The sequence below is a fragment of the Streptomyces sp. MH60 genome (genome assembly GCF_002939385.1).
In the GTDB taxonomy this organism is placed as follows: Bacteria; Actinomycetota; Actinomycetes; order Streptomycetales; family Streptomycetaceae; genus Streptomyces.
This window is the reverse complement of record NZ_MULI01000088.1, coordinates 1-19,775: the sequence shown is the minus strand read 5'-3', so window position 1 is coordinate 19,775 and position 19,775 is coordinate 1. Positions and strand designations below refer to the sequence as shown.

General features: G+C 74.3%; 21 protein-coding genes. 11 read left to right on the top strand and 10 right to left on the bottom strand.

Annotated features, from left to right (window positions below):
• Positions 1–17 precede the first annotated feature (17 nt).
• From BZZ08_RS33220 to BZZ08_RS33210, 3 genes are read right to left on the bottom strand one after another with little or no spacing between them, the layout of a single operon-like run.
• Complete coding sequence (locus tag BZZ08_RS33220) at positions 18–743, bottom strand: metallophosphoesterase family protein (RefSeq protein WP_198601839.1); 726 nt, start codon at positions 741–743, stop codon at positions 18–20.
• Complete coding sequence (locus tag BZZ08_RS33215) at positions 743–1,066, bottom strand: BON domain-containing protein (protein ID WP_241965629.1); 324 nt, start codon at positions 1,064–1,066, stop codon at positions 743–745. Before BZZ08_RS33215 ends, BZZ08_RS33220 begins: the two co-directional genes overlap by 1 nt.
• Positions 1,063–1,773 carry a nucleotidyltransferase family protein gene (locus BZZ08_RS33210; RefSeq protein ID WP_104635910.1) on the bottom strand — a complete coding sequence of 237 codons (711 nt, stop codon included), beginning with the start codon at positions 1,771–1,773 and terminating at the stop codon, positions 1,063–1,065. Before BZZ08_RS33210 ends, BZZ08_RS33215 begins: the two co-directional genes overlap by 4 nt.
• A 157-nt stretch (positions 1,774–1,930) precedes the next feature.
• On the opposite strand from BZZ08_RS33210, the gene BZZ08_RS33205 reads away from it, so the two are divergent.
• Entirely contained in the window at positions 1,931–2,242 is a 312-nt protein-coding gene (locus tag BZZ08_RS33205; protein WP_104635909.1) for a hypothetical protein, read from the top strand.
• 19 nt (positions 2,243–2,261) lie between these two features.
• Here BZZ08_RS33205 and BZZ08_RS33200 read toward each other — a convergent pair whose 3' ends face one another.
• The gene (locus tag BZZ08_RS33200; RefSeq protein ID WP_198601838.1) at positions 2,262–3,443 is read right to left on the bottom strand and encodes a PP2C family protein-serine/threonine phosphatase; all 1,182 of its coding nucleotides are present in this window, start codon (positions 3,441–3,443) and stop codon (positions 2,262–2,264) included.
• A gap of 168 nt (positions 3,444–3,611) precedes the next feature.
• Here BZZ08_RS33200 and BZZ08_RS33195 point away from each other — a divergent pair, with 168 nt between their 5' ends.
• Positions 3,612–4,025 (top strand): SRPBCC family protein, encoded by a 414-nt coding sequence (locus tag BZZ08_RS33195; protein WP_104635908.1) that lies wholly within the window; start codon positions 3,612–3,614, stop codon positions 4,023–4,025.
• A gap of 116 nt (positions 4,026–4,141) precedes the next feature.
• Here the strand turns inward: BZZ08_RS33195 and BZZ08_RS33190 are convergent, their stop codons facing one another.
• Together BZZ08_RS33190 and BZZ08_RS33185 are read right to left on the bottom strand one after the other, a co-directional pair.
• Positions 4,142–4,516, bottom strand: a complete 375-nt coding sequence (locus BZZ08_RS33190; protein WP_104635907.1) for a peptidase M23 — start codon at positions 4,514–4,516, stop codon at positions 4,142–4,144.
• A gap of 34 nt (positions 4,517–4,550) precedes the next feature.
• A complete protein-coding gene (locus BZZ08_RS33185) occupies positions 4,551–4,925 on the bottom strand; it encodes an SH3 domain-containing protein (RefSeq protein WP_104635906.1) in 375 nt (124 codons plus the stop codon).
• A 939-nt stretch (positions 4,926–5,864) separates the two neighbouring features.
• Here BZZ08_RS33185 and BZZ08_RS33175 point away from each other — a divergent pair.
• The 3 genes from BZZ08_RS33175 (at position 5,865) to BZZ08_RS33165 (ending at position 8,707) form a co-directional block, all read left to right on the top strand.
• Positions 5,865–6,908 (top strand): polyprenyl synthetase family protein, encoded by a 1,044-nt coding sequence (locus BZZ08_RS33175; protein ID WP_104635905.1) that lies wholly within the window; start codon positions 5,865–5,867, stop codon positions 6,906–6,908.
• A 162-nt stretch (positions 6,909–7,070) separates the two neighbouring features.
• Complete coding sequence (locus BZZ08_RS33170) at positions 7,071–7,946, top strand: ABC transporter ATP-binding protein (protein ID WP_241965628.1); 876 nt, start codon at positions 7,071–7,073, stop codon at positions 7,944–7,946.
• Positions 7,943–8,707 carry an ABC transporter permease gene (locus BZZ08_RS33165; RefSeq protein ID WP_104635903.1) on the top strand — a complete coding sequence of 255 codons (765 nt, stop codon included), beginning with the start codon at positions 7,943–7,945 and terminating at the stop codon, positions 8,705–8,707. The genes BZZ08_RS33170 and BZZ08_RS33165 overlap by 4 nt, the downstream gene beginning before the upstream one ends.
• Before the next feature lie 47 nt (positions 8,708–8,754).
• On the opposite strand, the gene BZZ08_RS33160 is transcribed toward BZZ08_RS33165, so the two are convergent.
• Positions 8,755–9,006, bottom strand: a complete 252-nt coding sequence (locus tag BZZ08_RS33160; RefSeq protein ID WP_104635902.1) for a hypothetical protein — start codon at positions 9,004–9,006, stop codon at positions 8,755–8,757.
• A 186-nt stretch (positions 9,007–9,192) separates the two neighbouring features.
• Here BZZ08_RS33160 and BZZ08_RS33155 point away from each other — a divergent pair, with 186 nt between their 5' ends.
• A complete protein-coding gene (locus tag BZZ08_RS33155) occupies positions 9,193–9,840 on the top strand; it encodes a CAP domain-containing protein (protein WP_104635901.1) in 648 nt (215 codons plus the stop codon).
• Between the two features lie 22 nt (positions 9,841–9,862).
• On the opposite strand, the gene BZZ08_RS33150 is transcribed toward BZZ08_RS33155, so the two are convergent.
• Positions 9,863–10,840, bottom strand: coding sequence for a terpene synthase family protein (locus BZZ08_RS33150; protein WP_198601837.1), 978 nt, complete (start codon positions 10,838–10,840; stop codon positions 9,863–9,865).
• An 837-nt stretch (positions 10,841–11,677) separates the two neighbouring features.
• On the opposite strand from BZZ08_RS33150, the gene BZZ08_RS33145 reads away from it, so the two are divergent.
• Together BZZ08_RS33145 and BZZ08_RS33140 are read left to right on the top strand one after the other, a co-directional pair.
• Positions 11,678–13,018, top strand: coding sequence for a cation:proton antiporter (locus BZZ08_RS33145; RefSeq protein ID WP_104635900.1), 1,341 nt, complete (start codon positions 11,678–11,680; stop codon positions 13,016–13,018).
• Positions 13,019–13,186: 168 nt separating this feature from the next.
• Positions 13,187–13,630 (top strand): hypothetical protein, encoded by a 444-nt coding sequence (locus BZZ08_RS33140; protein ID WP_104635899.1) that lies wholly within the window; start codon positions 13,187–13,189, stop codon positions 13,628–13,630.
• A 94-nt stretch (positions 13,631–13,724) separates the two neighbouring features.
• Here the strand turns inward: BZZ08_RS33140 and BZZ08_RS33135 are convergent, their stop codons facing one another.
• Entirely contained in the window at positions 13,725–14,915 is a 1,191-nt protein-coding gene (locus BZZ08_RS33135; RefSeq protein ID WP_104635898.1) for a S1 family peptidase, read from the bottom strand.
• A gap of 276 nt (positions 14,916–15,191) precedes the next feature.
• Here BZZ08_RS33135 and BZZ08_RS33130 point away from each other — a divergent pair, with 276 nt between their 5' ends.
• Genes BZZ08_RS33130 through BZZ08_RS33120 form a run of 3 tightly spaced genes read left to right on the top strand, consistent with a single transcriptional unit; the run spans position 15,192 to position 18,232 of the window.
• On the top strand, positions 15,192–15,698 hold the full coding sequence (locus tag BZZ08_RS33130; protein WP_104635897.1) for an SRPBCC family protein: 507 nt from the start codon (positions 15,192–15,194) through the stop codon (positions 15,696–15,698).
• Positions 15,691–17,310 (top strand): phytoene desaturase family protein, encoded by a 1,620-nt coding sequence (locus BZZ08_RS33125; RefSeq protein WP_104635896.1) that lies wholly within the window; start codon positions 15,691–15,693, stop codon positions 17,308–17,310. Before BZZ08_RS33130 ends, BZZ08_RS33125 begins: the two co-directional genes overlap by 8 nt.
• 43 nt (positions 17,311–17,353) lie before the next feature.
• Complete coding sequence (locus BZZ08_RS33120) at positions 17,354–18,232, top strand: SDR family oxidoreductase (RefSeq protein ID WP_104635895.1); 879 nt, start codon at positions 17,354–17,356, stop codon at positions 18,230–18,232.
• A gap of 94 nt (positions 18,233–18,326) precedes the next feature.
• Here the strand turns inward: BZZ08_RS33120 and BZZ08_RS33115 are convergent.
• A partial coding sequence (locus BZZ08_RS33115; RefSeq protein WP_104635894.1) for an FAD-dependent oxidoreductase occupies positions 18,327–19,775 on the bottom strand: 1,449 nt, incomplete at its 5' end.

Sequence of the window (19,775 nt, the reverse complement as noted above, 5' to 3'; positions counted from 1 at the left end):
CAGGCGGTCGGAGGCGGTCAGCCCGCGCCCAGTCGGTAGACGTTGAAGGCCCGGCGGATGACCGGCTGCGCCACGTTGCGCACCCGGACTCCGCCCGCCGTCATCCCGTGCTCCGTGCCCAGGTGGGCGTGCCCGTGCACGGCCAGGTCGGCGCCGGCCGTGTCGATCGCCTCCGCCAGGAGGTAGCTGCCGAGGAACGGGTGGATCTCCGGCGGCTCCCCGGCGAGCGTGTCCGCGACGGGGGAGAAGTGCGTCAGCGCCACCCGCGCCGCGCAGTCCTCCTCGTCCAGCTCCTTGAGCGCGGCGTGCAGACTGTCCGCCGAGCGGCGGGTGGTACGCACGAACTCCTTCATCACCGGCTCACCGAACTCACCGGCGCTGCGCCCCACGAACCCGCCGCCGAATCCTTTGGTCCCGGCGATGCCCACCCGGCCCCCGGCGCACTCCACGACGGTTCCCTCGCCCTCCAGCACGGTCACCCCGGCGTCCTTGAGGATCGCGGTGACCTTCTCGGGCTGTTCGTCGTGGTGGTCGTGGTTCCCGAGGACCGCCACCACCGGCACCGGCAGGCCGCGCACCTCCCGGGCGACCACCCGCGCCTCCTCCGGAGTGCCGTGCCGGGTCAGGTCCCCGGCGAGCAGCAGCAGGTCGGCGCAGTCGGGCAGGGTCTCGAACGCGGGCCGCAGCAGCCCTTCGCTGTCGGGTCCCATGTGGATGTCTCCGACGGCGGCGACGCGGATCATCACAGCTCCTCCGCATGGTCGGGGCGGGTGGTCTCCGCCACCACGACGTCGGCGTGCACGGTCAGCCCTGCCAGCTCCTCACGGGCGATGCGCAGCACGGTCTCGCGGCACCGCGCCGAGGGCACGGTGCCGGTGAGCGCGATCGCCCCGGCCCGGATCTCGGCACGTACGCCGAGTTCACCGAGTTCCTCCGCGGCGAGCCGGTCCTGGAAGTGGGCCACCCGGTATTCGACGTTCTCGGGGTTCTCGGGGTTCTCGGGCTCCCCGGCCGCGGCGGCGGGGCCGCTCGCGGCGGGGCCCCGGTGTCCGACGGGATCGCTCATGGCCGACCCTCCTTCGTGGCGGTGGCCGGTGGCCCGGCCGGAGGAATGATCTCCAGCCGCTCCAGGATGAAGAAGAACGCGGCGGGCATCGGATCGTCGCCGCAGTCGCGGCGCAGCGCCGCCCAGTCGATCTTCTCGCGCAGGGTGCGGGCGATCGGCAGCACCGCACCGAAGTCGCAGTGGTGCTCCGAGAAGGCCGCCAGCAGACCGTGCAGCAGGTCGGTCGGCGACAGGACCGGCATCAGCACCGAGTCGACCGACAGATCCCGGGCCCGGGCCAGCAGATCCGTCGTCACGGGCTCGTGCGCCAGCTCGAAGATCAGGTCGACCTGCTGGCCCAGGCAGTCCGCCTTGAGCAGCCAGTCCTCGGGCGGTGTGTACACCGTCAGCCCCGCCTGCCGCAGCGTCGCGGCGACGGCGTCGGCGTCCTCGGGCCGGATGCAGAAGTCGACGTCGTGCTGGAGGTTCTGGGTGCCGCCGTGCGCGTACACGGCGACGCTGCCGGCCAGCGCGAACGGGTGCTCCGCCTTCTTCAGGGTCGAGCCCACCTGCTTGGCGGCCTGGAGGATCGCCTGGTTGCGGTCGACCGGGAGCTCCTCGTGCGGTGCCTCGTGCCGGGGGAGGGGACCGTGGTCCCCGGCGGCCGGGCGCAGCTCGGAGACGCCGGCGCGTCGGCCGGTGGTGTGGTCGTCGGCGGGCTGCCTCATCGATGTCCCCTTCCCGGGCTGTCGCCGTCGGCGGAACGGACCGGACCGGCCCTCCCCTTGGCAGAGCGGGTACCCGGCGCCGTACCGCCGACACCGCGCCCCCCACGCGGCCCGCGCCGGTGTGGGGCGCCCGGGGGATCGGGGGCACTCGTCCGGCATGAGCAACAAGAGGATGCGACAGGGGACCGGCCCCGCCGGCCACCGGACCGTGGAACGGCTGGTGGCGGCCTGGCTGGCCGAGACCGAACGGCACGACCCGGGGGCCGCCGCCGAGGCCCGGGACGGCTGGGAACGGGGCGCGCTGTCCGAACGGGCCGCCCAGGACCTGGCCACCTGGGTCACCGCCAGGGTCACGGACACGGGCTTCACCGAGGACGAGGGCCCCTACGTGGCGGGCCCCGTGCGGATCACACCGGCGGACAAGGACACCGTGCACGCCTGGCTGCGGGCCCGGGGGCACGCCGTGTGAGGCGGACACCGGCGCCGCCTCACGAAGGCGGCCGCCACTCGAACATCAGCAGCGTCGCGTCGTCCCGCAGCCGGTCCTCCTGCATGGCCAGGATCGAGTGGATCAGTCGGCGCAACGACTCCGGCGCCAGCTCCCCGCCGGCCGTGGCCCGGATGACGTAGTCGGCGAAGCGTTCGAGGCCCAGCAGCTTGGCCTCCCTGGTCCGGGCCTCCACGACGCCGTCGGTGTACATCAGCACCCGGTCCCCCGGCTCCAGCGCGATCTCGTGGATCCGGCGCCGGTGCGGGCTGAGCAGGGACGGCATCCCCATGGGCGGGTCCGCGTCGCGCTCCATGGCGTCGATGATCAACCGCTGGTCGCGGATCAGGATGGGCGCGGGATGACCGCAGTTGGCCCAGCGCAGCACCCCGGTGACCAGGTCCAGCTGGGCGATGACCGACGTGCAGAACTTGTCCGGGAGCCAGCTGGACAGTGCCTCGTCCACGCCGCGCACCAGATCGGGCAGATCGGCTCCGGTGCGCCGGGCATTGCGGCAGGCCGCCAGCGAGACCGTGGTGGTCAGTCCGGAGGCCAGGTCGTGCCCCATCGCGTCCAGGACGGCCACGTGCAGGGTCGTCTCGGTCAGCGCGTGGTCGAAGGCGTCGCCGCCGATCTCGTAGGCCGGTTCCAGCACGGCCGTCGACACGACGTTGCCGTCGCCGATGGTGCGCGGCGGGAGCACGGCGCGCAGCATCTCGGCGGGCAGCCGCATCGGCTCGGTGCGGGTGCGCCGGACGAAGGAGTCCTCGTAGGCCCGCTTGGAGGTGATCACCATGGCCAGCAGCGAGGCGAGCGCCCGGCCCCGGGTCAGCGAGGAAGCGGTGAGGGCCGTCTCGTGCACGGCCAGTACACCGAGCCGCTCCGCACCGTCCAGCAGCGGGAACCAGGCGGTGATGCCGCCGCTCGCCCCGGACTCCTCCACCCGCAGCGACTGGGTGCGGTACGCCCACCCCGCCATGGAGCCGTCGACCGGGACCGTCGGGGCCACGGCCGTCTGCGGGACCAGGCGGCGCTGCTGGAGGTCGACGAGGTAGACGACGGCCTGCCGCAGCCCCAGCGCCTTGGCACAGCGGGCGGTGGCGGTCCGCAGGTCGAGGGTGAGATGGGCCGGATCGGCGAGGAACCTCCGCAGCTCCGAGTCGTCCGGCTCCGTCGTGGACACCTCGTCTCCTCCCGTCGAGAGCCCGCCGCGGCGGGGACGATGCCCCCCAGCAGTCTGGCACCGCCCCTCCCGCCCCGCCCGTCGGCCGCTCACCCGCGTGCGCTTCGGTCCCGGCAGAAGGGGCACGCGTCACCTCGTACGACCCCGAGCGCCGAGGAGTGGTGCCCCATGACCGAGTACGAGCGTTCCCGCACCATGCCCGCCCAGCCCGAGCAGGTCTTCGACCAGGCCGCGAACGTCGGACAGCTGGAGACCTGGCTGCCCCGGGACCTGCACGTGGAGCCGGAGGAGCCGCCCGCCGTCACCGTGCACGAGGACCGCACCGACCAGGACACCTCGGCGCTGCTGAGCGCCCGGCCCGAGCAGATGCGCCTCGAGTGGGGCACCCGGGAGCAGGGCGGTTACGCCGGCTGGCTGCAGGTCGCCGGGCTCGACAGCGGGGCCAGCGAGGTCACCGTGCACCTGTCGTTCTTCGACGGCAGTCACGACCCGGGCCGGCGGACGGTGGACGAGGCCCTCGACGGCAGCCTGCGCCGGCTGGAGGAACAGGTGACGATGCGCACCGACAACGCGGCCGGCTGAGGAGGCCGCCGAGGACGGCGCGGACACCGGAGGCCGGGACCGAGAAGCCCGCACGGCCCCGACCGCGTGGGTGGCCGGGGCCGTGCTCGCCGGTCAGGCCCTGTGGACGCGTCGCCTCAGCAGTCCGGAACGCCGGCGATCTTCTCGCCGCCCCGCAGATAGAGGTTGCTGACCCAGGCGATGTCACTGCCCGAGAACTCCTGCACGGCCGTCCACCAGTCGTTGCCGCCGACGGCCGGGTCGGTCACGTACTGCCCGCGCTTCTGGCAGACGGCGTCCAGCCAGTAGGTGGAGCGGACCGCGAGCACGCTGGAGTCGGTGGTGGGCTGCTGGCGCAGACGGACGTCCGTCGCCCAGATGTAGACGTCGGTCAGCGTCGGGTCCCCGCCGCTCGGCGCGGCCGGGGCGGCCTGCGCGGTGGCGGCGAGCGCGCCGACGGTGAGCGCGGCCGCGGCCAGCGCGGTACCGGAGTGACGCATCAGTCGCTTCATGTGTGGTTCCCCCATGGTCGTGGACGGGTCCGGGTCAGCAGGTGGCCGAGGCCGGCAGGTCGCCGTACGCGTTGCCCTTGAGGTAGACGGCGCTGACGTAGCCCTCGACGAGCTTCACCCAGACGTTGTTGGTGTAGCCGTGGTCGCTGATGGTCTCGCCCCGCGTCCAGCAGTAGGCGCCGCGCGGCTGGCCGGCCGCGACCGAGCCGACCTTGGCGTAGGAACGGGCGGGTCCGGAACGGACGTTGACGGTCTCGTACGGCTCCACCGCGTAGGGCGCGGCGAGCACGCGGTCGGCGCCCCGGCCGCCGTCGGAGACCGCGGCGGCGGTCGTCGCGGTGAGCGGGCCGAGCAGCGCGAGCGCGCCGGCCCCGATGAGCGCGACCCTGGTGATCGGGCGAACGGTCATGTGGTGATTCCCCCTGTGCGGATGCTGCCGCCGGGCGGTACCCGGCTCGCACTCAGCACTCTAGGGACGACCGGGACGCCGGTGTCCCTGACAAATGTCAGGGCGCCCTCGCACCGGCGGGGACCGCGCCCCGGGGACCCGGCGCGAGCGGCCCGGTGTCCGCCCGCCGTCCCGGGGCACCCACCCACCGTGGACGCTCACCGCCGCGCGCGCGTACCCGGTGTCCGACCAGGACCGCGCATCCTCGCAGCGGCTTCGCCGGCACCGGCGTACGCGCGTCCTGACCGGGCGTCAGCGGACCCGTCGACGGCACGTCACGCGACCACCCGGACAGGGCCGGTTGGCTGATCGTTTGCAGTCCTCCGGGTGTGCGTCCGCCTCCGGGCGGCCGAAGCGGCCGTCACCCGAATGGCCCCCGCGCGCTACTGGTCACGGCCGAACCGGTGTCTCCTGGAGTGTGTCAGCGGCGTCCAGGCTGGGAGGCCGATCATGTACGAAATGTGCGTGGGCCCGGAGAAGGCGGGCGGAGCGTTGGTGTGGCACGTACTGTCCAAACAGGCGGCGGCCACACTGTGCGGACAGCAGCTCCGCGAACGAATCGAGGCATCCGACGGTGAACGGGCGCGGCACTGCCCGGACTGCATGGCTTCCTTCGAGAAGTTGATGGCAACCACACCGTGCTGACGGACCGTCCGCAAGCCGTCCGCCCCGTCGCATCCCGCGGCGGGGCGGACGGCGTACCGGGTCGGCGTGATTGTCGGCTGGGGTCATGGTCATAGATCTGGGCCGCCTCGGTGATCTTTGGACGGGCGGGGCGTCGCGGCGGCTCCGCGCCGTCCGGCAGTCGATTGACTGGGGAAAAGGCCGGCGCGGAGCAGCGCGTCCGTGCGCCGCCGGCATCCGTTTCCCCTCGTGCCCCGTCATCGTGAGGAGTAGTACGTGTCGCAGATCACCGACTCGGCCCCGGCTGGTGCCTTCCCGCGGCTGGACTGGGTGGACGACGTGCTGTCACCCGCCCTGCGGTCCGCCGTCGAGTCGCTGCCGGCCGCGGAGAGCCTCGTGGCCAGGTACCACCGGGGCTGGTGCGAGGCAGACGGCACGCCCCGTCCCGCCACGTCCGGCGGCGGCAAGACGGTACGGCCCGCGCTCGCCCTGCTGTCGGCGGTGGCCGTGGGCGCGGACCCCTCCCAGGCGGTGCCCGGCGCCGTCGCGGTCGAGCTGGTCCACGACTTCACCCTCCTGCACGACGACGTCATCGACGGTGACGCGCTGCGCCGCCACCGGCCCGCCGCCTGGTCGCTGTTCGGGACCCCCGCGGCCGTACTGACCGGAGACGCGCTGCTGGTGGCGGCGCTGCGCGTGCTGACCCAGGCGCCACCGGGGCGGGCCGGGGCGGCCGTGTGCGAACTCGTGGCCACCCTCCTGGAACTGGTGGAGGGGCAGAGCCACGATGTCGCGTACGAGAAGGCGCAGGAGGTCTCGGTCGCCGACTACCTGGCCATGGCCGCCGGCAAGACCGGCTCCCTGATCGGCTGTGCCTGCGCGCTGGGCGGCGTACTGGCCGGCGCGGACAGCGTCCGGGTGGGCGGACTGCGGGAGTTCGGCCGGAGCCTCGGCGTGGCCTTCCAGTGCGCGGACGACATCCTCGGCATCTGGGGCCGCAGCTCGCGCAGCGGCAAGCCGGTCGGCGCCGACCTCGCCGCCCGCAAGAAGTCCCTGCCGGTGGTGGCGGCCCTCGCCGCCCGGGGTCCCGCGGCCGAGCGGCTGCGCGAGCTGTACCGCACACCGCACGGGCCGGGGGAGACCGACGTGGACCTGGCCCGTCACCTGGTGGAGGAGGCCGGCGGCCGGCAGGCGGCCGAGGAGGAGGCACGCCGCCACATGGCGGCGGCGCTGCGGTCCCTGTCCCTGGCCCGGCCGACCGCCGACGCCTACCGCCAACTGCACGACATCGCCTGGGCGATGACCCGCCGCGAGTCCTGACCCCGCCCGCCGGCCCCGCGCACCGTCCCTGGCGGGTGGGCCGGCCGCGCGTGACCCGGGGCCGGGCGGACCGTTGTCCTGGCGATGACCGCTCCGTTCCCCCGCCCCGGCCGTACCGCGGACCCCCGCCGCGGACCCGATCCGACGAAACACAGTGGAGCCGTGCAGCACACCGAGCACAGCGCAGCGCCCGAGGGCGACCTCCCGGCCGTGGCCGCCTACGGGCTGCAGGTGGCCCGGGGCCCCCGTCCGGTGCTGCGCGACATCAGTTTCACCATCCCCCGCGGCCGGGTCGTCGGGCTGCTGGGCCCGAGCGGCTGCGGCAAGACCACGCTGCTGCGCTGCGTGGTCGGCGTCCAGCAGCCGAGCGCCGGCCACGTCCAGGTCCTCGGCCACACGGCGGGCGCCTGGCCGCTGCGCACCCGCGTCGGTTACGTCACCCAGGCGCCCTCCGTGTACGCGGACCTGACGGTGCTGGAGAACCTGCGGTACTTCGCCGCCGCCCTCGGTCTGCGGGGCTGGCACCGGGAGGACGCCGTGGTCCGCGTCGTGAAGGAGGTGGACCTCGCGGCGTACGCGGACCAGCCGGTCGCCCGGCTGTCGGGCGGCCAGTACTCGCGGGTTTCCCTGGCCGTCGCCCTGCTGAACCGGCCCGACCTGCTGGTGATGGACGAACCGACGGTCGGACTCGACCCGATGGTGCGGCGCGAACTGTGGCTGGTCTTCCGGCGGCTGGCCGACGAGGGCACCACGCTGCTGGTGTCCAGTCACGTCATGGACGAGGCCGACCGCTGCGACCGGCTGCTGCTGATGCGCTCCGGCCGGCTGCTGGCCAGCGCCGACCGCGGCAGCCTGCTGGAACACACCGGCTGCGACGAGGTGGAGGAGGCGTTCCTGCACCTGGTCAAGGCCGCGGCGGCCGCCGAGGAACGGGCCGGGCGGCGCCGTCCCGTCGACGGCCTGTCGCCCCTCCTCCTCGACCAGGCCGGCGCCCCCGAAGCCGAACGCGCCTTCTTCGCTGCGGAAACCCTCACATGACTGTCACCCACCTGACCGACCGCCTGCCGTTCTCCCCCGGCATCACCGCCGCCACCGCGGTACGCGTGCTCCAGCAGATCTCCCGCGACCGGGGGAGCACGGCGCTGCTGCTGGGCATCCCCTGCATGCTGATGGTGCTGCTCAAGCTGATGTTCCACGACTCCGAGGACACCTTCGAGCGGGTCGGGCCGCAGGTCTTCGGTATCTTCCCGGTCATCGTGATGTACCTCGTGGCCTCCGTGTCCACCCTCAGGGAACGCACCTCGGGAACCGCGGAGCGGCTGCTGACCATGCCGGTACGGCGACTCGACATCGTCCTCGGCTACAGCCTCGCCTTCGCGTTCCTGGCGCTGCTCCAGGCGGTGCTCTCCACGCTGCTGTCGGTGGGCCCGCTGGGCCTGGACATCAAGGGCCCCGCCTATCTGCTGATGGTCATCGCCATGCTGGGGGCGCTGCTGGGGCTGGCCCTCGGCCTGCTGGTGAGCGCCTTCGCCCGCAACGAGTTCCAGGCGGTGCAGTTCCTGCCCGCCGGTGTCCTGCCCCAGTTCCTGGTGTGCGGGCTGTTCGTGCCCCGCGACGAGATGCACGGCGCGCTCGCCGCCGTGGCCCGGGCGATGCCCATGACCTACGCCGTGCAGGCGGCGGGCGAGGCGGCCACGCACACCGGCGTCACCGGGCTGTTCGTCCGGGACGCGGTGCTGATCCTCGTGTGCGTGGTCCTGGTGCTCGTCGCCAGCGCGGCCACGCTGAAACGCGGATGAGGGCCGTCCACGACGGCCCTCATCCGCGTACCGGCTGCCCCGGGCGGCTAGCGCGCCAGACCCCAGGAGAAGCCTCCGGAGACACTGCCGAACTTCGGGATCTCGAACGGGCCGAAGTGCATCGGGGGCTCGTGGCGGCCGCCGAACCCGTCGCCACCGCCGCCCTCACCGCCCGGACCCACCGGGGCGACGGCGGGAGCGGACAGCGGGGCGGCAGCGGCGGCCGACACGGCACCGCCCGCCGTCAGGGCCAGCGCGGCCAGGGAGACCACCGCGGCACGGCGCAGCGAGAACGACATGAAAAGCCTCCTGATGGAATTGCGAAAAAGGGGGGAGGGGTGAACGACTGAAAGTCTAGCCAGGGCAGTTGCCCAATGTCGTGGAGGAAAGGCCGAGTTCCCTCGAACGAGGCGGTGGATACACCAGAAGAAAACGCGATGAACGTCACTGAATCAGAAATCGGAAATGGAAAGGCGAAATTCAATATGACCGGGACGCGGCACCCCGCGCCGGCCCCTCGCGCGGTCCTCACCATCCCCCTCACGGCCCTCATGGTCCTCATGGCCCTGTGTACGACCACGGTGCCCGCCTGGGCCGGGCCGCCTCCCGCGCCGAGGCCGCCCACCCCCTACCGCGCACCCCTGTGGCCGGTCCCCGAACCGGGCCGGTGGCAGCAGCCCGCACCCGGCACGGCCGCCCCCGGCGCCCGCGGCGGCTCGGAAGGCGGCCCACCCCGCAAGACCCGCCCCGGCACGGCGGGCAGCCGTATGGTCGCCGCCGTCAACCGGCAGCGCGCCAAGGCCGGTTGCCCGCCGGTGCGGCTGCACAAGGCGCTGGGCCGGGCCGCCCGCGAGCACAGCGCCGCCATGGCCCGCTCCGGCCGGCTGACCCACACCGGCGCCGACGGCAGCAGCCCCGCCGACCGGATGCGGAAGGCCGGATACCGCGTCGGTTCGGCGGGCGAGAACCTGACCGCCGGCTCGGACGGCGCGGAAGACGCCGTGGCGGTGTGGATGCGCAGCACCCCGCACCGCCACATCCTCCTGACCTGCCGTTACACCCATGCGGGCGTGGGCAGGGCGCAGGGCTCCGGCGGACCCTGGTGGACCCTCGACCTGGCCTCGGGGCGCTGACGCGCCCGCGGTCCCCGGGGGATCAGGCGAGGTCGCGGTCCCACCACCAGGCGATGGACGGTGCGCCCTCCACCGGGCCGGGGCGGGTGTCCGACGGCTCGTCGGCCCAGGTCAGCAGGGCGTCGTCCATCTCGTCCGGCCAGTGGCCGCCACTGAGGTAGCGCGGCACCCGCAGTCCCCACTCGTTGTTGCCGCGGATGCCGTACCTGAGCCCCTGGAGATAGGTGCCCAGGTCGGCGCCGGCGGTCGGCCGGACCCGGTCGTGGAGTTCGACGAACCGCAGCAGGACGCGGTCGCGCAGACCGGTGGCGGCCTCCACCGCGTCCTGCAGCGAAGAGGACCGCTCCTGCATCAGGACCGTGTACACGTTCTGGTCGGCCTGGCCGCCCGCCAACTCCTTGTGCAGCGAGTGCCGGTCGTTGTCCAGGGCGGCCACGAGGATGGCCATCTCGGTCAGCGCGCGGACGGCCGGGCGGTGCAGCTCGCGGTCCGGCACCTGCGCGCCCGTCGCCAGTTCCAGCAGGGCGAAGGTGGGTTCGCCGCCCGACGACAGCAGCCGCATCGCCAGGAAGTCGTCCAGGTGCGGCATGCGTCCGGCCGCCTGGTTGCCGATCTGCCAGGCCACGCCGGACAGCCAGGCGCGGTGCGCGTGCGTGAACCGGCTCACCTGCGTGGGCGGGGCGAAACCGCGGAAGCGGCGCACGATGTCCTGGAGGGCCCCGACGAACCGGTCGGCGCCCCTCGCCGTGTCCGCCTCGCAGGCCCGCTGCACCTGCCCGGCCAGCGCGTTGAACTGCGCGGGCCGGCTGCTGAGCGGCCCGCTGTCGCAGCGCGCGTCGTCGAAGGCGAAGCCCCAGTACACCCACAGGGCCGCCGCCAGCAGGCGGTCGTCGTCCGCGACGGGGGCGAACCGGGCGAAGAAGTCGGTGCTGTGCGTGGCCACCGCCCAGGCCCGTTCCCGTTCCGACGCGCACATGCCGCAGTCGCGGATCCATTCCACGGCCCGTTTCTCGACCTGCCGGACCCGGGGATGAATGGCGGACTCGAAAGGACAGAAGACGGGCGGCAATTCCACTCCGTACACGCGGGACGCGGGGGATCCCATGAAAGACACGCACCTTCCGGTCGGGGGACGGGATTTGCTCACGATCATGGGCAACGGCCCGATCGAATATCGGCAGACCGGGCCAGCCCGGGGTGGGCGTCAGTCGAAAGAGGGGCTTCGGTGCCGAGGTTGACCCGGGGCCCCGGGCCGGGGATCCGGAAGCGGGAGGACGGTTCCTGACGATCACTCGGTTGGTGCAGTGTCATGGCGGGGAGCCGGGGAAGTCGCCGGTCATGCCCCGGAGCGTCGTCCTCCGCGCCCGGGGCGGCGGGACGCGCCGCGGCCGGGATCCCCGAATCGGCCGTGGCGCATCCTTTTCGGGCCGCCGCGCGGCTCCCCGCGCCGGGACGATGGGTGTCGGCCGCCGGACCATTTGGGTGTCGTCCCCGATAGCCGCGCGGGGGCCCGGCGTGTGACCGTGGACCGACGCCGCGCCCGGGGGCTTTCCGGGTGCCGGGGCAGGGTGCGGGCAGGCCCGTCCCGCCCGTCCGCGGGCGTCGTCGCGTCGTCCGTTCGTTCCGGGTGTGCCGTGCGCACCCGCGTGCCGGGGGTGGTGTCAGGGGCACCGGCGCCCCGGGGGCGGCGCAAGCGACCGGCCACCCTGCCCGCCCGCCCGTCCGCCCGCCCGCTTGTCCGCCCGCCCCATGACGCATCCCCGAAGAAGGAGAACCCGCATCCATCCCCGTCAAGCGAAGCCCTCCCGAACCTCCGCGCGGTCGAAGGCGGTGACCCGTGGGACACGCTGACACCCTGCTCGCCATGGGCGGCGCCTTCGTCGCCGCCGCGTTCCTCGCCCGCCTCGGCGGGAGGATCGGACTTCCGACGATCCCTCTGTTCATGCTCGCCGGTATCCTGCTCGGCCCGCACACACCGGGCTTCGTCCTGGTCGAGGACGCGCACGACTTCGAGATGCTCTCCGCGCTCGGACTGGTGCTGCTGCTCTTCTACCTGGGCCTGGAGTTCCACCTCGACGACCTCAAGAGCGGCGGCAAACGGCTGCTCACCGCCGGGGGCATCTACCTGCTCCTGAACGTCGGTGCCGGACTCGGCTTCGGCTTCGTCCTCGGCTGGGGCGTGCGCGAGGCACTGGTGCTGGCGGGTGTGCTCGGCATCTCCTCCTCCGCGATCGTCACCAAGATCCTCATCGACCTGGGCCGGATCGGCCGCCCGGAGACCCGGCTGATCCTCGGTGTCATCGTCGTGGAGGACATCTTCCTCGCGCTGTACCTGGCCGCCCTGCAGCCGGTTCTCTCGGGCGCGCACGGCGTCGCCGAGACGGCGCTCCAGGCCGGCAAGGCCTTCGGTTTCCTGCTGGTGCTGGCCGCCGCGGCCCGCTACGGCACCCGGCTCGTGGGCCGCCTGATCGACACGCGGGACAACGAACTGCTCGTCATCAGCTTCCTCGGCGCCGCGGTGCTCGTCGCCGGCGTCTCCGAAGTCCTGGGCGTCGCCGACGCCATCGGCGCCTTCATGGTCGGTCTGATCCTCGCCGGCACCCCTTCGGGGCCGCGGATCCGCGAACTGGTGCACCCGCTGCGTGACGCCTTCGCGGCCATCTTCTTCTTCGCCTTCGGGCTCGCCATCGACCCCGGCGACCTCGCCTCCGTCGCCGGTCCGGTCGCCGCGGCGGCCGCGCTCACCGTCGTCATGAACGTCGTCGCCGGGCTGTGCGTCGCCCGGGTCTACCACTACGGTTCCCAACCGGCCGCGGAGATCGCCACCACCCTGGTCGCCCGAGGGGAGTTCGCGCTGATCCTGGCCGCCATGGCCGCCGGTGCCGGACTCGACGCCCGGCTCGCTCCCTTCATCGCCGGATACGTCCTCGTCCTCGCCGTCCTCGGCCCCGTCGTCGCGGGCCGCGCCCACGTACTCGCCGCCGGGCTGCGCGCCGCCGGGCGGCTGCTGCCCGGCGGGAAGGCACCCGTCGCGGTGGCGGGTGGCGGGACCGGCGGGGAGTCGGACACGGAGCGGCGACCGGAGTCGGCCTCGGTGCCGGTGCCGGTGCCGGCCCGGGCCGCCCGCTCGGGCGGGTCCGCGTCCTCCTCCTCGGAGCACGCTGAGGCGGAGCGCTAGTCCGGGACCGTACGGCCGGGGCGGGAGGGTCGCGGGGCGATGCCGGCGGGTGGCCGGCCGTCGCCCCGGGCGGCACGGCACCGAGGTGGTCCGGTGGGACAATCTGCCCACAGGGTCGTGGTCCGACGCCGTGGTCGGACGCGTCCGGGACCGGAAGGAGCCGTCAGCATGATCGAGTGGGTGCCCCTGGGCAGCGGTGCCAGACCCGTTCCCCGGCCGGTCGCGGCTCCCCTGGTGTGGGCGGGGGCGTTCGGCGGCGCCCTCCTCCTGGTCGCGCTGCTCAACGGCACCGTGGGCGTGGGGCGTCCGGGCCTCGCCCTGGTCGCGCTCTCCCTGCTGGCGGCGGCGCTCGGGCTCTGCGCCCGCTTCACGGCCGCACCGGGGACGGCCGTGCTGTGCTGGCTGTCCCTCAACGGCTTCGCCATACCGCCGGCCGGCACGCTCACCTGGACCGGCCGGCGGGACGCGGTCTGGCTGGCCTGTCTGCTCGGCGCGGCCCTCGTCGGCACGGCGCTGGCCCGTCTGGTCCACGCGCGGGCCGCCTACCGCCGGCTGACCACGGCGACCGGCCTCGACGCGCCGGGGCCGGGGACCGGTCCCGGCGACGTCTGAGCCGCCCGGCACGTGGAGGTGGGCCGGCCCCGGGCACCGGCGGCCGGGGAGGACCGGACCGGGGACCGGACCGGCCCTCCCCACCGCTGCCGGGTCAGGCCGTGTGCAGGGTCAGGCCGTAGCGGTTCAGGATCTCGTTGACCGGCTGGAACCAGGTCTCCCCGCCGCTGGAGCAGTTGCCCCAGCCGCCCGAGGTGACGCCCTGTGCCTGGTCACCGCTGATGAAGGAGCCGCCGGAGTCGCCGCCCTCGGCGCACACACTGGTCTTGGTCAGCTGGTGCACCACCGAGCCGTCGCTGTAGTTGACCGTCTCGTTGTGGGCGAGCACGGTGCCGCAGTGCCAGTGCGTGGTGGAACCGGAGCGGCAGATCGACGCACCGGCGGGTGCCACGTTCGAGCCGCGCACGAGCTGGTCGGAGACCGTCCCCCAGCCGAGCACCACCGGCACCGTCCACCAGCCGCTGCCGACGCTGACCCACGCGTAGTCGTTGTCGGGGAAGGACGAGCCCTGGAAGGTGCCGATGTACGAGCGGTCCCAGCCGCTGACCGAGGCGCCGGCCCGTCCGCAGTGTCCGGCGGTGACGAACCCGCCGTGCACCGAGAAGCCGATGGAGCAGCGGACGTTGCCGGTGTAGTACGGGTCGCCGCCCACGGTGCCCGCCGCGAAGGTCCGCGGTGCGGACGCCACCGTCCGCACCGTGACGGGCCCGGCCTCGCGGGCCTGCCGCACGAAGCGCCGGACATCGTTGTCAGCGCGCTCGCCGTCGACCACGTCCACGACGACCCGGTTGGCGGCCTGGTCGACGTGCCAGCCGCTCACTCCGGCCGGTGCGTCGAGGCGGTCGACGCGCGCCTTGGCCGCGTCCAGCCGCTGTGCGCTGTGCTCCACGGTGCGGACCTGCGCGCCGGTGGCGCGCACCGCCCGCACGGTGGAGGGTGCCGCGTCCGAGGTGACGGCCACGGTCAGCCTTCCGGCGTCGGCGTCGAACCACGAGCCGCCGAACGCCTTTCCGGCCGCCCGGCGGGCCGCGGGCTCGATGCCGGTGGCGTCGCGTTCGGCCGCCAGCCGGTCCTCGGCCTCGGCCCGGGTGAGGCCGAAGTCCCGCTGCATGGCGTCCAGCAGACCGGCGGAGGCCGGCTGCTCGGACGCGGCGGAGGAAGACGGGGAGGAGGGGGAGTGGGCGGGGGCGTCGGCCGCCGAGGCCGGCAGGGTGCCGACCGCGGTGAGGCTGCCGAGCACGAGGAGTCCGGCCAGGCCGAGGTGCCTGAGTCTGCTGCGTCTCACGGAGGTGCCCTTCGTCGTTCCAGCAAGGTGGGGGTGGAACAGATGGCATGGAACAACCGCGGTTTGAGAGCGCTCTCATCGGGTCGCTTCGAGCTTAGCCAGCCCTCCCTCATCAGGTCCATGCCAATGCACGGCCTTTCCTGCCACCGGTCTCCGCGCCCGCCGGCCCATCCCTCGGCCCGGCCGGTCTTTTGGTTGGCCGGTCGTCTCCGGGGCACTCAGGCTGCGTCCTCGCAATGACGGCCGGACGACGGCCACCGGACGTGGGAGGCAAGCGTGGCGGTACGGCACAGGCTCATCCAGGCGACCCCGGAAGCGGTCTGGGACGTCCTGGCGGACGGCGACCTGTACGTGGAATGGGTCGTGGGGCCCTCGGAGGTCACTCCCAAAAACGGACAGTGGCCGGAGGTGGGCGCGACCATCGCGTACGAGGTGCGGCTCGGGCCGCTGCGGCTGAACAACGAGACGGTGGTCAGACGCTGCGTACCGGGCTCCGAGCTGGAGCTGGAGGCGAAGGCGGGCCGGCTCGGCACGGCCCGGATCGCCGTCGAACTGCGGCCCTGGGGCGAGCAGTGCCTGGTGATCGTGGACGAACACCCTCTGCGCGGTCCCGGGGGTCTGCTGCACAACGTCGGCGTCGAGGCGCTGATCCAGGTGCGGCACCGGGCCATGCTCGCCAGGCTCGCCAACCTGTGCGAGTCCCAGGCCGGTGGCAGGTGCCGTCCTGACCCGCCCGACGCGGTGGGATCCGTGGAGTACCGTCCGGGAACCGGCCGTGCCTGACGCCGTCGTGATCGGGTCGGGACCCAACGGCCTGGTGGCGGCGAACCTGTTGGCCGACGCCGGCTGGAGCGTCACGGTCCTTGAGGAGCAGCCCGAGCCGGGCGGCGCGGTGCGGCACGACGGCGAGGTCGCCCCCGGCTTCGTCAACGACCTGTTCAGCTCCTTCTACCCGCTCGCCGTCGCCTCCCCGGTACTCGGCGGACTGCGGCTGGAGGAGCACGGGCTGCGCTGGGCCCACGCGCCCCACGTACTGGCCCACCCCCTGACCGACGGGAGCTGCGCCGTCCTCGACCGCGACCTCGCGACCACCGCGGCCTCCCTGGACGCCTTCGCCCCGGGGGACGGCGCCGCCTGGGAGCGGCTGCACGAGGTGTGGGACCGCTACCGGGCCGACATCCTCGACGCCCTCTTCACGCCCTTCCCGCCGGTGCGCGCCGCGGCCCGGCTGGCCCTGCGGCTGCGAGCCGCGGGCGGGCTCAGGCTGGCCCGCACCCTGGTCCTGCCGGTGCGCCGGTTGGGCGAGGAGGAGTTCCGGGGCGAGGGCGGCAGACTGCTCCTGGCCGGCAACGCCCTGCACGCCGACCTCGCCCCCGAGGCGGCCGGCAGCGGCGGCTTCGGCTGGCTGATGTCGATGCTCGGGCAGACCTACGGCTTCCCCGTGCCGGTCGGCGGAGCCGGCGCCCTCACCGAGGCCCTGGTCCACCGGCTGCGCGCCCGGGGCGGCACCCTGCACTGCAGGCGGCGCGTCGAACGGGTCCTCATCCGCGACCGGCGCGCCGTCGGCGTACGCACCGCCGACGGGGAGACGGTCACCGCCCGCCGCGCCGTCCTCGCGAACGTCTCCGTCCCCGCCCTGTACGGCGGACTCGTCGCCCCGGCGGACCTGCCGGACCAGGTCCGCACCGACCTGCGGCGCTTCCAGTGGGACTTCGCCACCTTCAAGGTGGACTGGGCGCTGGACGGGCCCGTGCCCTGGCAGTGCGAGCAGGCGGCGCGGGCGGGCACCGTGCACCTGTCCAACGGCCTCGACGAACTCACCCGGTTCGCCGCGCAGATCGCCATGCACCAGGTCCCCGACCGCCCCTTCTCGCTGTTCGGCCAGATGACGACCACGGACCCGACCCGCTCGCCGCGCGGCACCGAATCCGCCTGGGCGTACACCCACGTCCCGCACGACATCCGCGCCGACGCGGGCGACGAGGGCATCACCGGCCGCTGGGACGCCAAGGACCAGGAACTGATGGCCGATCGGGTCGAGCGCCAGGTGGAACGTTTCGCGCCCGGCTTCCGCTCACTGGTCCGGGCCCGGCGGGTGCTCGCCCCGCCGACGCTCCAGGCCATGGACGCCAATCTGGAGGGCGGCGCCATCAACGGCGGCACCACCGCCATGCACCAGCAACTCGTCTTCCGGCCCGTGCCCGGCACCGGGCGGCCGGAGACCCCGGTGCCCGGTCTCTTCCTCGCCTCCGCGGGCGCCCACCCGGGAGGCGGGGTGCACGGCGCGCCCGGCGCCAACGCCGCGCGCGCCGCACTGCGCCAGCACCGGTTCGCGGGCCTCTCCCGGGCGCAGCGGGCCCTGACGCGGCGGGACCGGGCGGGCGACCGGCGGTGAACGCCCGCGACGTCCTCCAGAAGTCCGAGGAAGGGGCCGGACCGTGACCGACAGCCCACTGCAGAACCGCACCGTCGTGGTGACCGGCGCCGCGCGCGGACTCGGCGCCGCCCTGGCCCGCGCGTGCGCACGGCGCGGTGCCCGGCTCGCGCTGCTCGGCCTCGAGAAACCACGACTGGACGCCCTGGCGGCGGACCTGCCCACCCCGGCGCTCGCCGTCGAGACCGACGTCACCGACCCCGCCGCGCTGGCCGACGCGGCCACGGAGACGCGCCGCCGCCTGGGGCAGCCGTCGGTCGTGGTGGCGAACGCCGGTGTCGCGCACGGCGGCCCGTTCGCCACCTCGGACCCCGCCGAGTGGCGCCGGGTCGTCGAGGTGAACCTGACCGGCAGCGCCCACACGGCCCGCGCCTTCCTGCCGGACCTGCTCGACACCGCCGGGTACCACCTCCAGATCGCCTCGCTGGCCTCGCTCGGCGCCGCCCCCATGATGAGCGCCTACTGTGCCTCCAAGGCGGGCGCGGAGGCCTTCGCCCACTCGCTGCGCGCCGAGGTGGCCCACCACGGCGTCGCCGTGGGCATCGCCTACCTCAACTGGATCGACACCGACATGATCCGCGACGCCGACCGCCACCCGGTCCTGCGTGAACTGCGCGCCCACATGCCGGCCCCGGCCCGCCGCACCCTCCCGGCGGACGAGGTCGCCGCCCGGCTGGTCCGCGCCGTGGAGCGCCGCCGTACCGCCGTGTACGTGCCGGGCTGGCTGCGCCTGGTCCAGCTGGGGCGCGCGTCCCTGCCGCCCGCGGTCCTGCGGTTGTCCCGCCGCGAGCTGCCCCGGATGGAGGCCGAGGACTCCCTGGGGCACACCGGCCCGCTGGGCGCGGGGGGCCGGGCCGACCGCGCGGCGGACACGGGTGCGTGACGGGCGACGCCGTAACGCGGTACAGCCGTAACGCGGTGCAGCCGTACAGCCGTACAGCCGTGCAGCCGTACGGGCCAGGCGGGCCTGGTGCCGGTCAGGGGGCGTGGGCGCCGAACCGTCGCGCGAGCGCGCGCAGCGGCGCGGAGCGGCCCCGGTCCGGCACCGTCCACAGCGTCTCGCCCCGTACGCCCCACCGCTCCAGCAGGGCGTTGGCGGCGAGGAACCCGGAGGTCGCGGCGCGCTCCATCAGTGCCACGGGCAGATCCGTACGGACCAGGTCCCCGGCGACGACGACGGCCGGGTCGGGGGTGCGGACCGTGGGACGGTCGAGGTAGCCCCCGACGGTGAAGAGCGGACAGTCCGCCCGCCACTCGTGCCGGGCCGCGACCACCCCGGCCCGACGGGTCTCCGGATACACCCGGTGCAACTGGTCGACCAGATGCTTCTCCTCGGCCTCCCGCACGGCCCCCGACGGCACGGCGTACGCGTGGAGTTCGACGACGCAGCCGCCGGTGCGCGCCGCCCAGCGGGCCGCCTCGCCCTCCCAGTGGGACAGCACGCTGACGTTGTCCAGCGACCCGTACCCGCTCGTGCCGAGGAAGCCCGGCCGGTCCGCGGCGACCGGGCGGTCCAGCCACAGCCGGGAGACCAGGAACGGCGGAGCGTTCCGCAGCCGTGCCACCCGCGCCCGCCAGGCGGCGTCGACCAGGTGCGGCGACCGGCGCACCACCTCCCGCAGCCCGCCGACGTCCAGGGCGAGCACCACGGCGTCGTACGGCCGGGCTCCCGCGGCGTCGACCACCAGGTGACCGCCGGACGGACCGGGCCGGACCGCCTCGACGGACGTGCCCGTCCGCACCTCGACCCCGTGCCGGACCAGATGCCCCGCCAGGGGATCCCACAGCGCCCGCGGGAACGGCTCGCGCGGGACGTCGAAGAGCAGCCCCTCGCTGGAGCCGAGGAAGTAGATGTGGAACATCAGCGCCATCTCCGCGGCCGACAGCTCGCGCGGGTCCGCGAAGAAGCTGCGGGAGAACACCTCGAAGGCCAGGTGCCGCGCGGCCGCGGGAAAACGCAGCGAGTCGAGGAACGCGTGGGCGCTGACGTCGTCCAGACGCTCGTGGACGCGGCGGGTACGGACGTCGAGGAGCGGCAGCGCCGCCGAGGGCCGCAGGGCCGTCAGGTCCCGCAGCCCGAAGCTGGGGCTCAGGGCGACGAAGGCCAGGGCGCTGAACGGGGGAGTGCGCGGAAGACGGCGGAAGCTGTCGCACAGCCCGCTGCTGTGCCGCAGCGGGTAGTCCGGCAGGCCGGTCAGCATGCCGAGCCCGGGATCGCAACGGCCCAACAGGCTCCGCAGGTTGTAGTACTGGCGGAAGAAGGCGTGGAAGCCCCGGCTCATCGTGGCCGGCGTGCCGTCGGGCAGGGTGACGGCGCGGCCCGCGACCCGGCCGCCGAGCACGGGCTCGCGCTCGTGCAGGACGACGCGCACCCCGCGTTCCGCCAGGGCGGTCGCCGCCGCGAGGCCCGCGATGCCGCCGCCGAC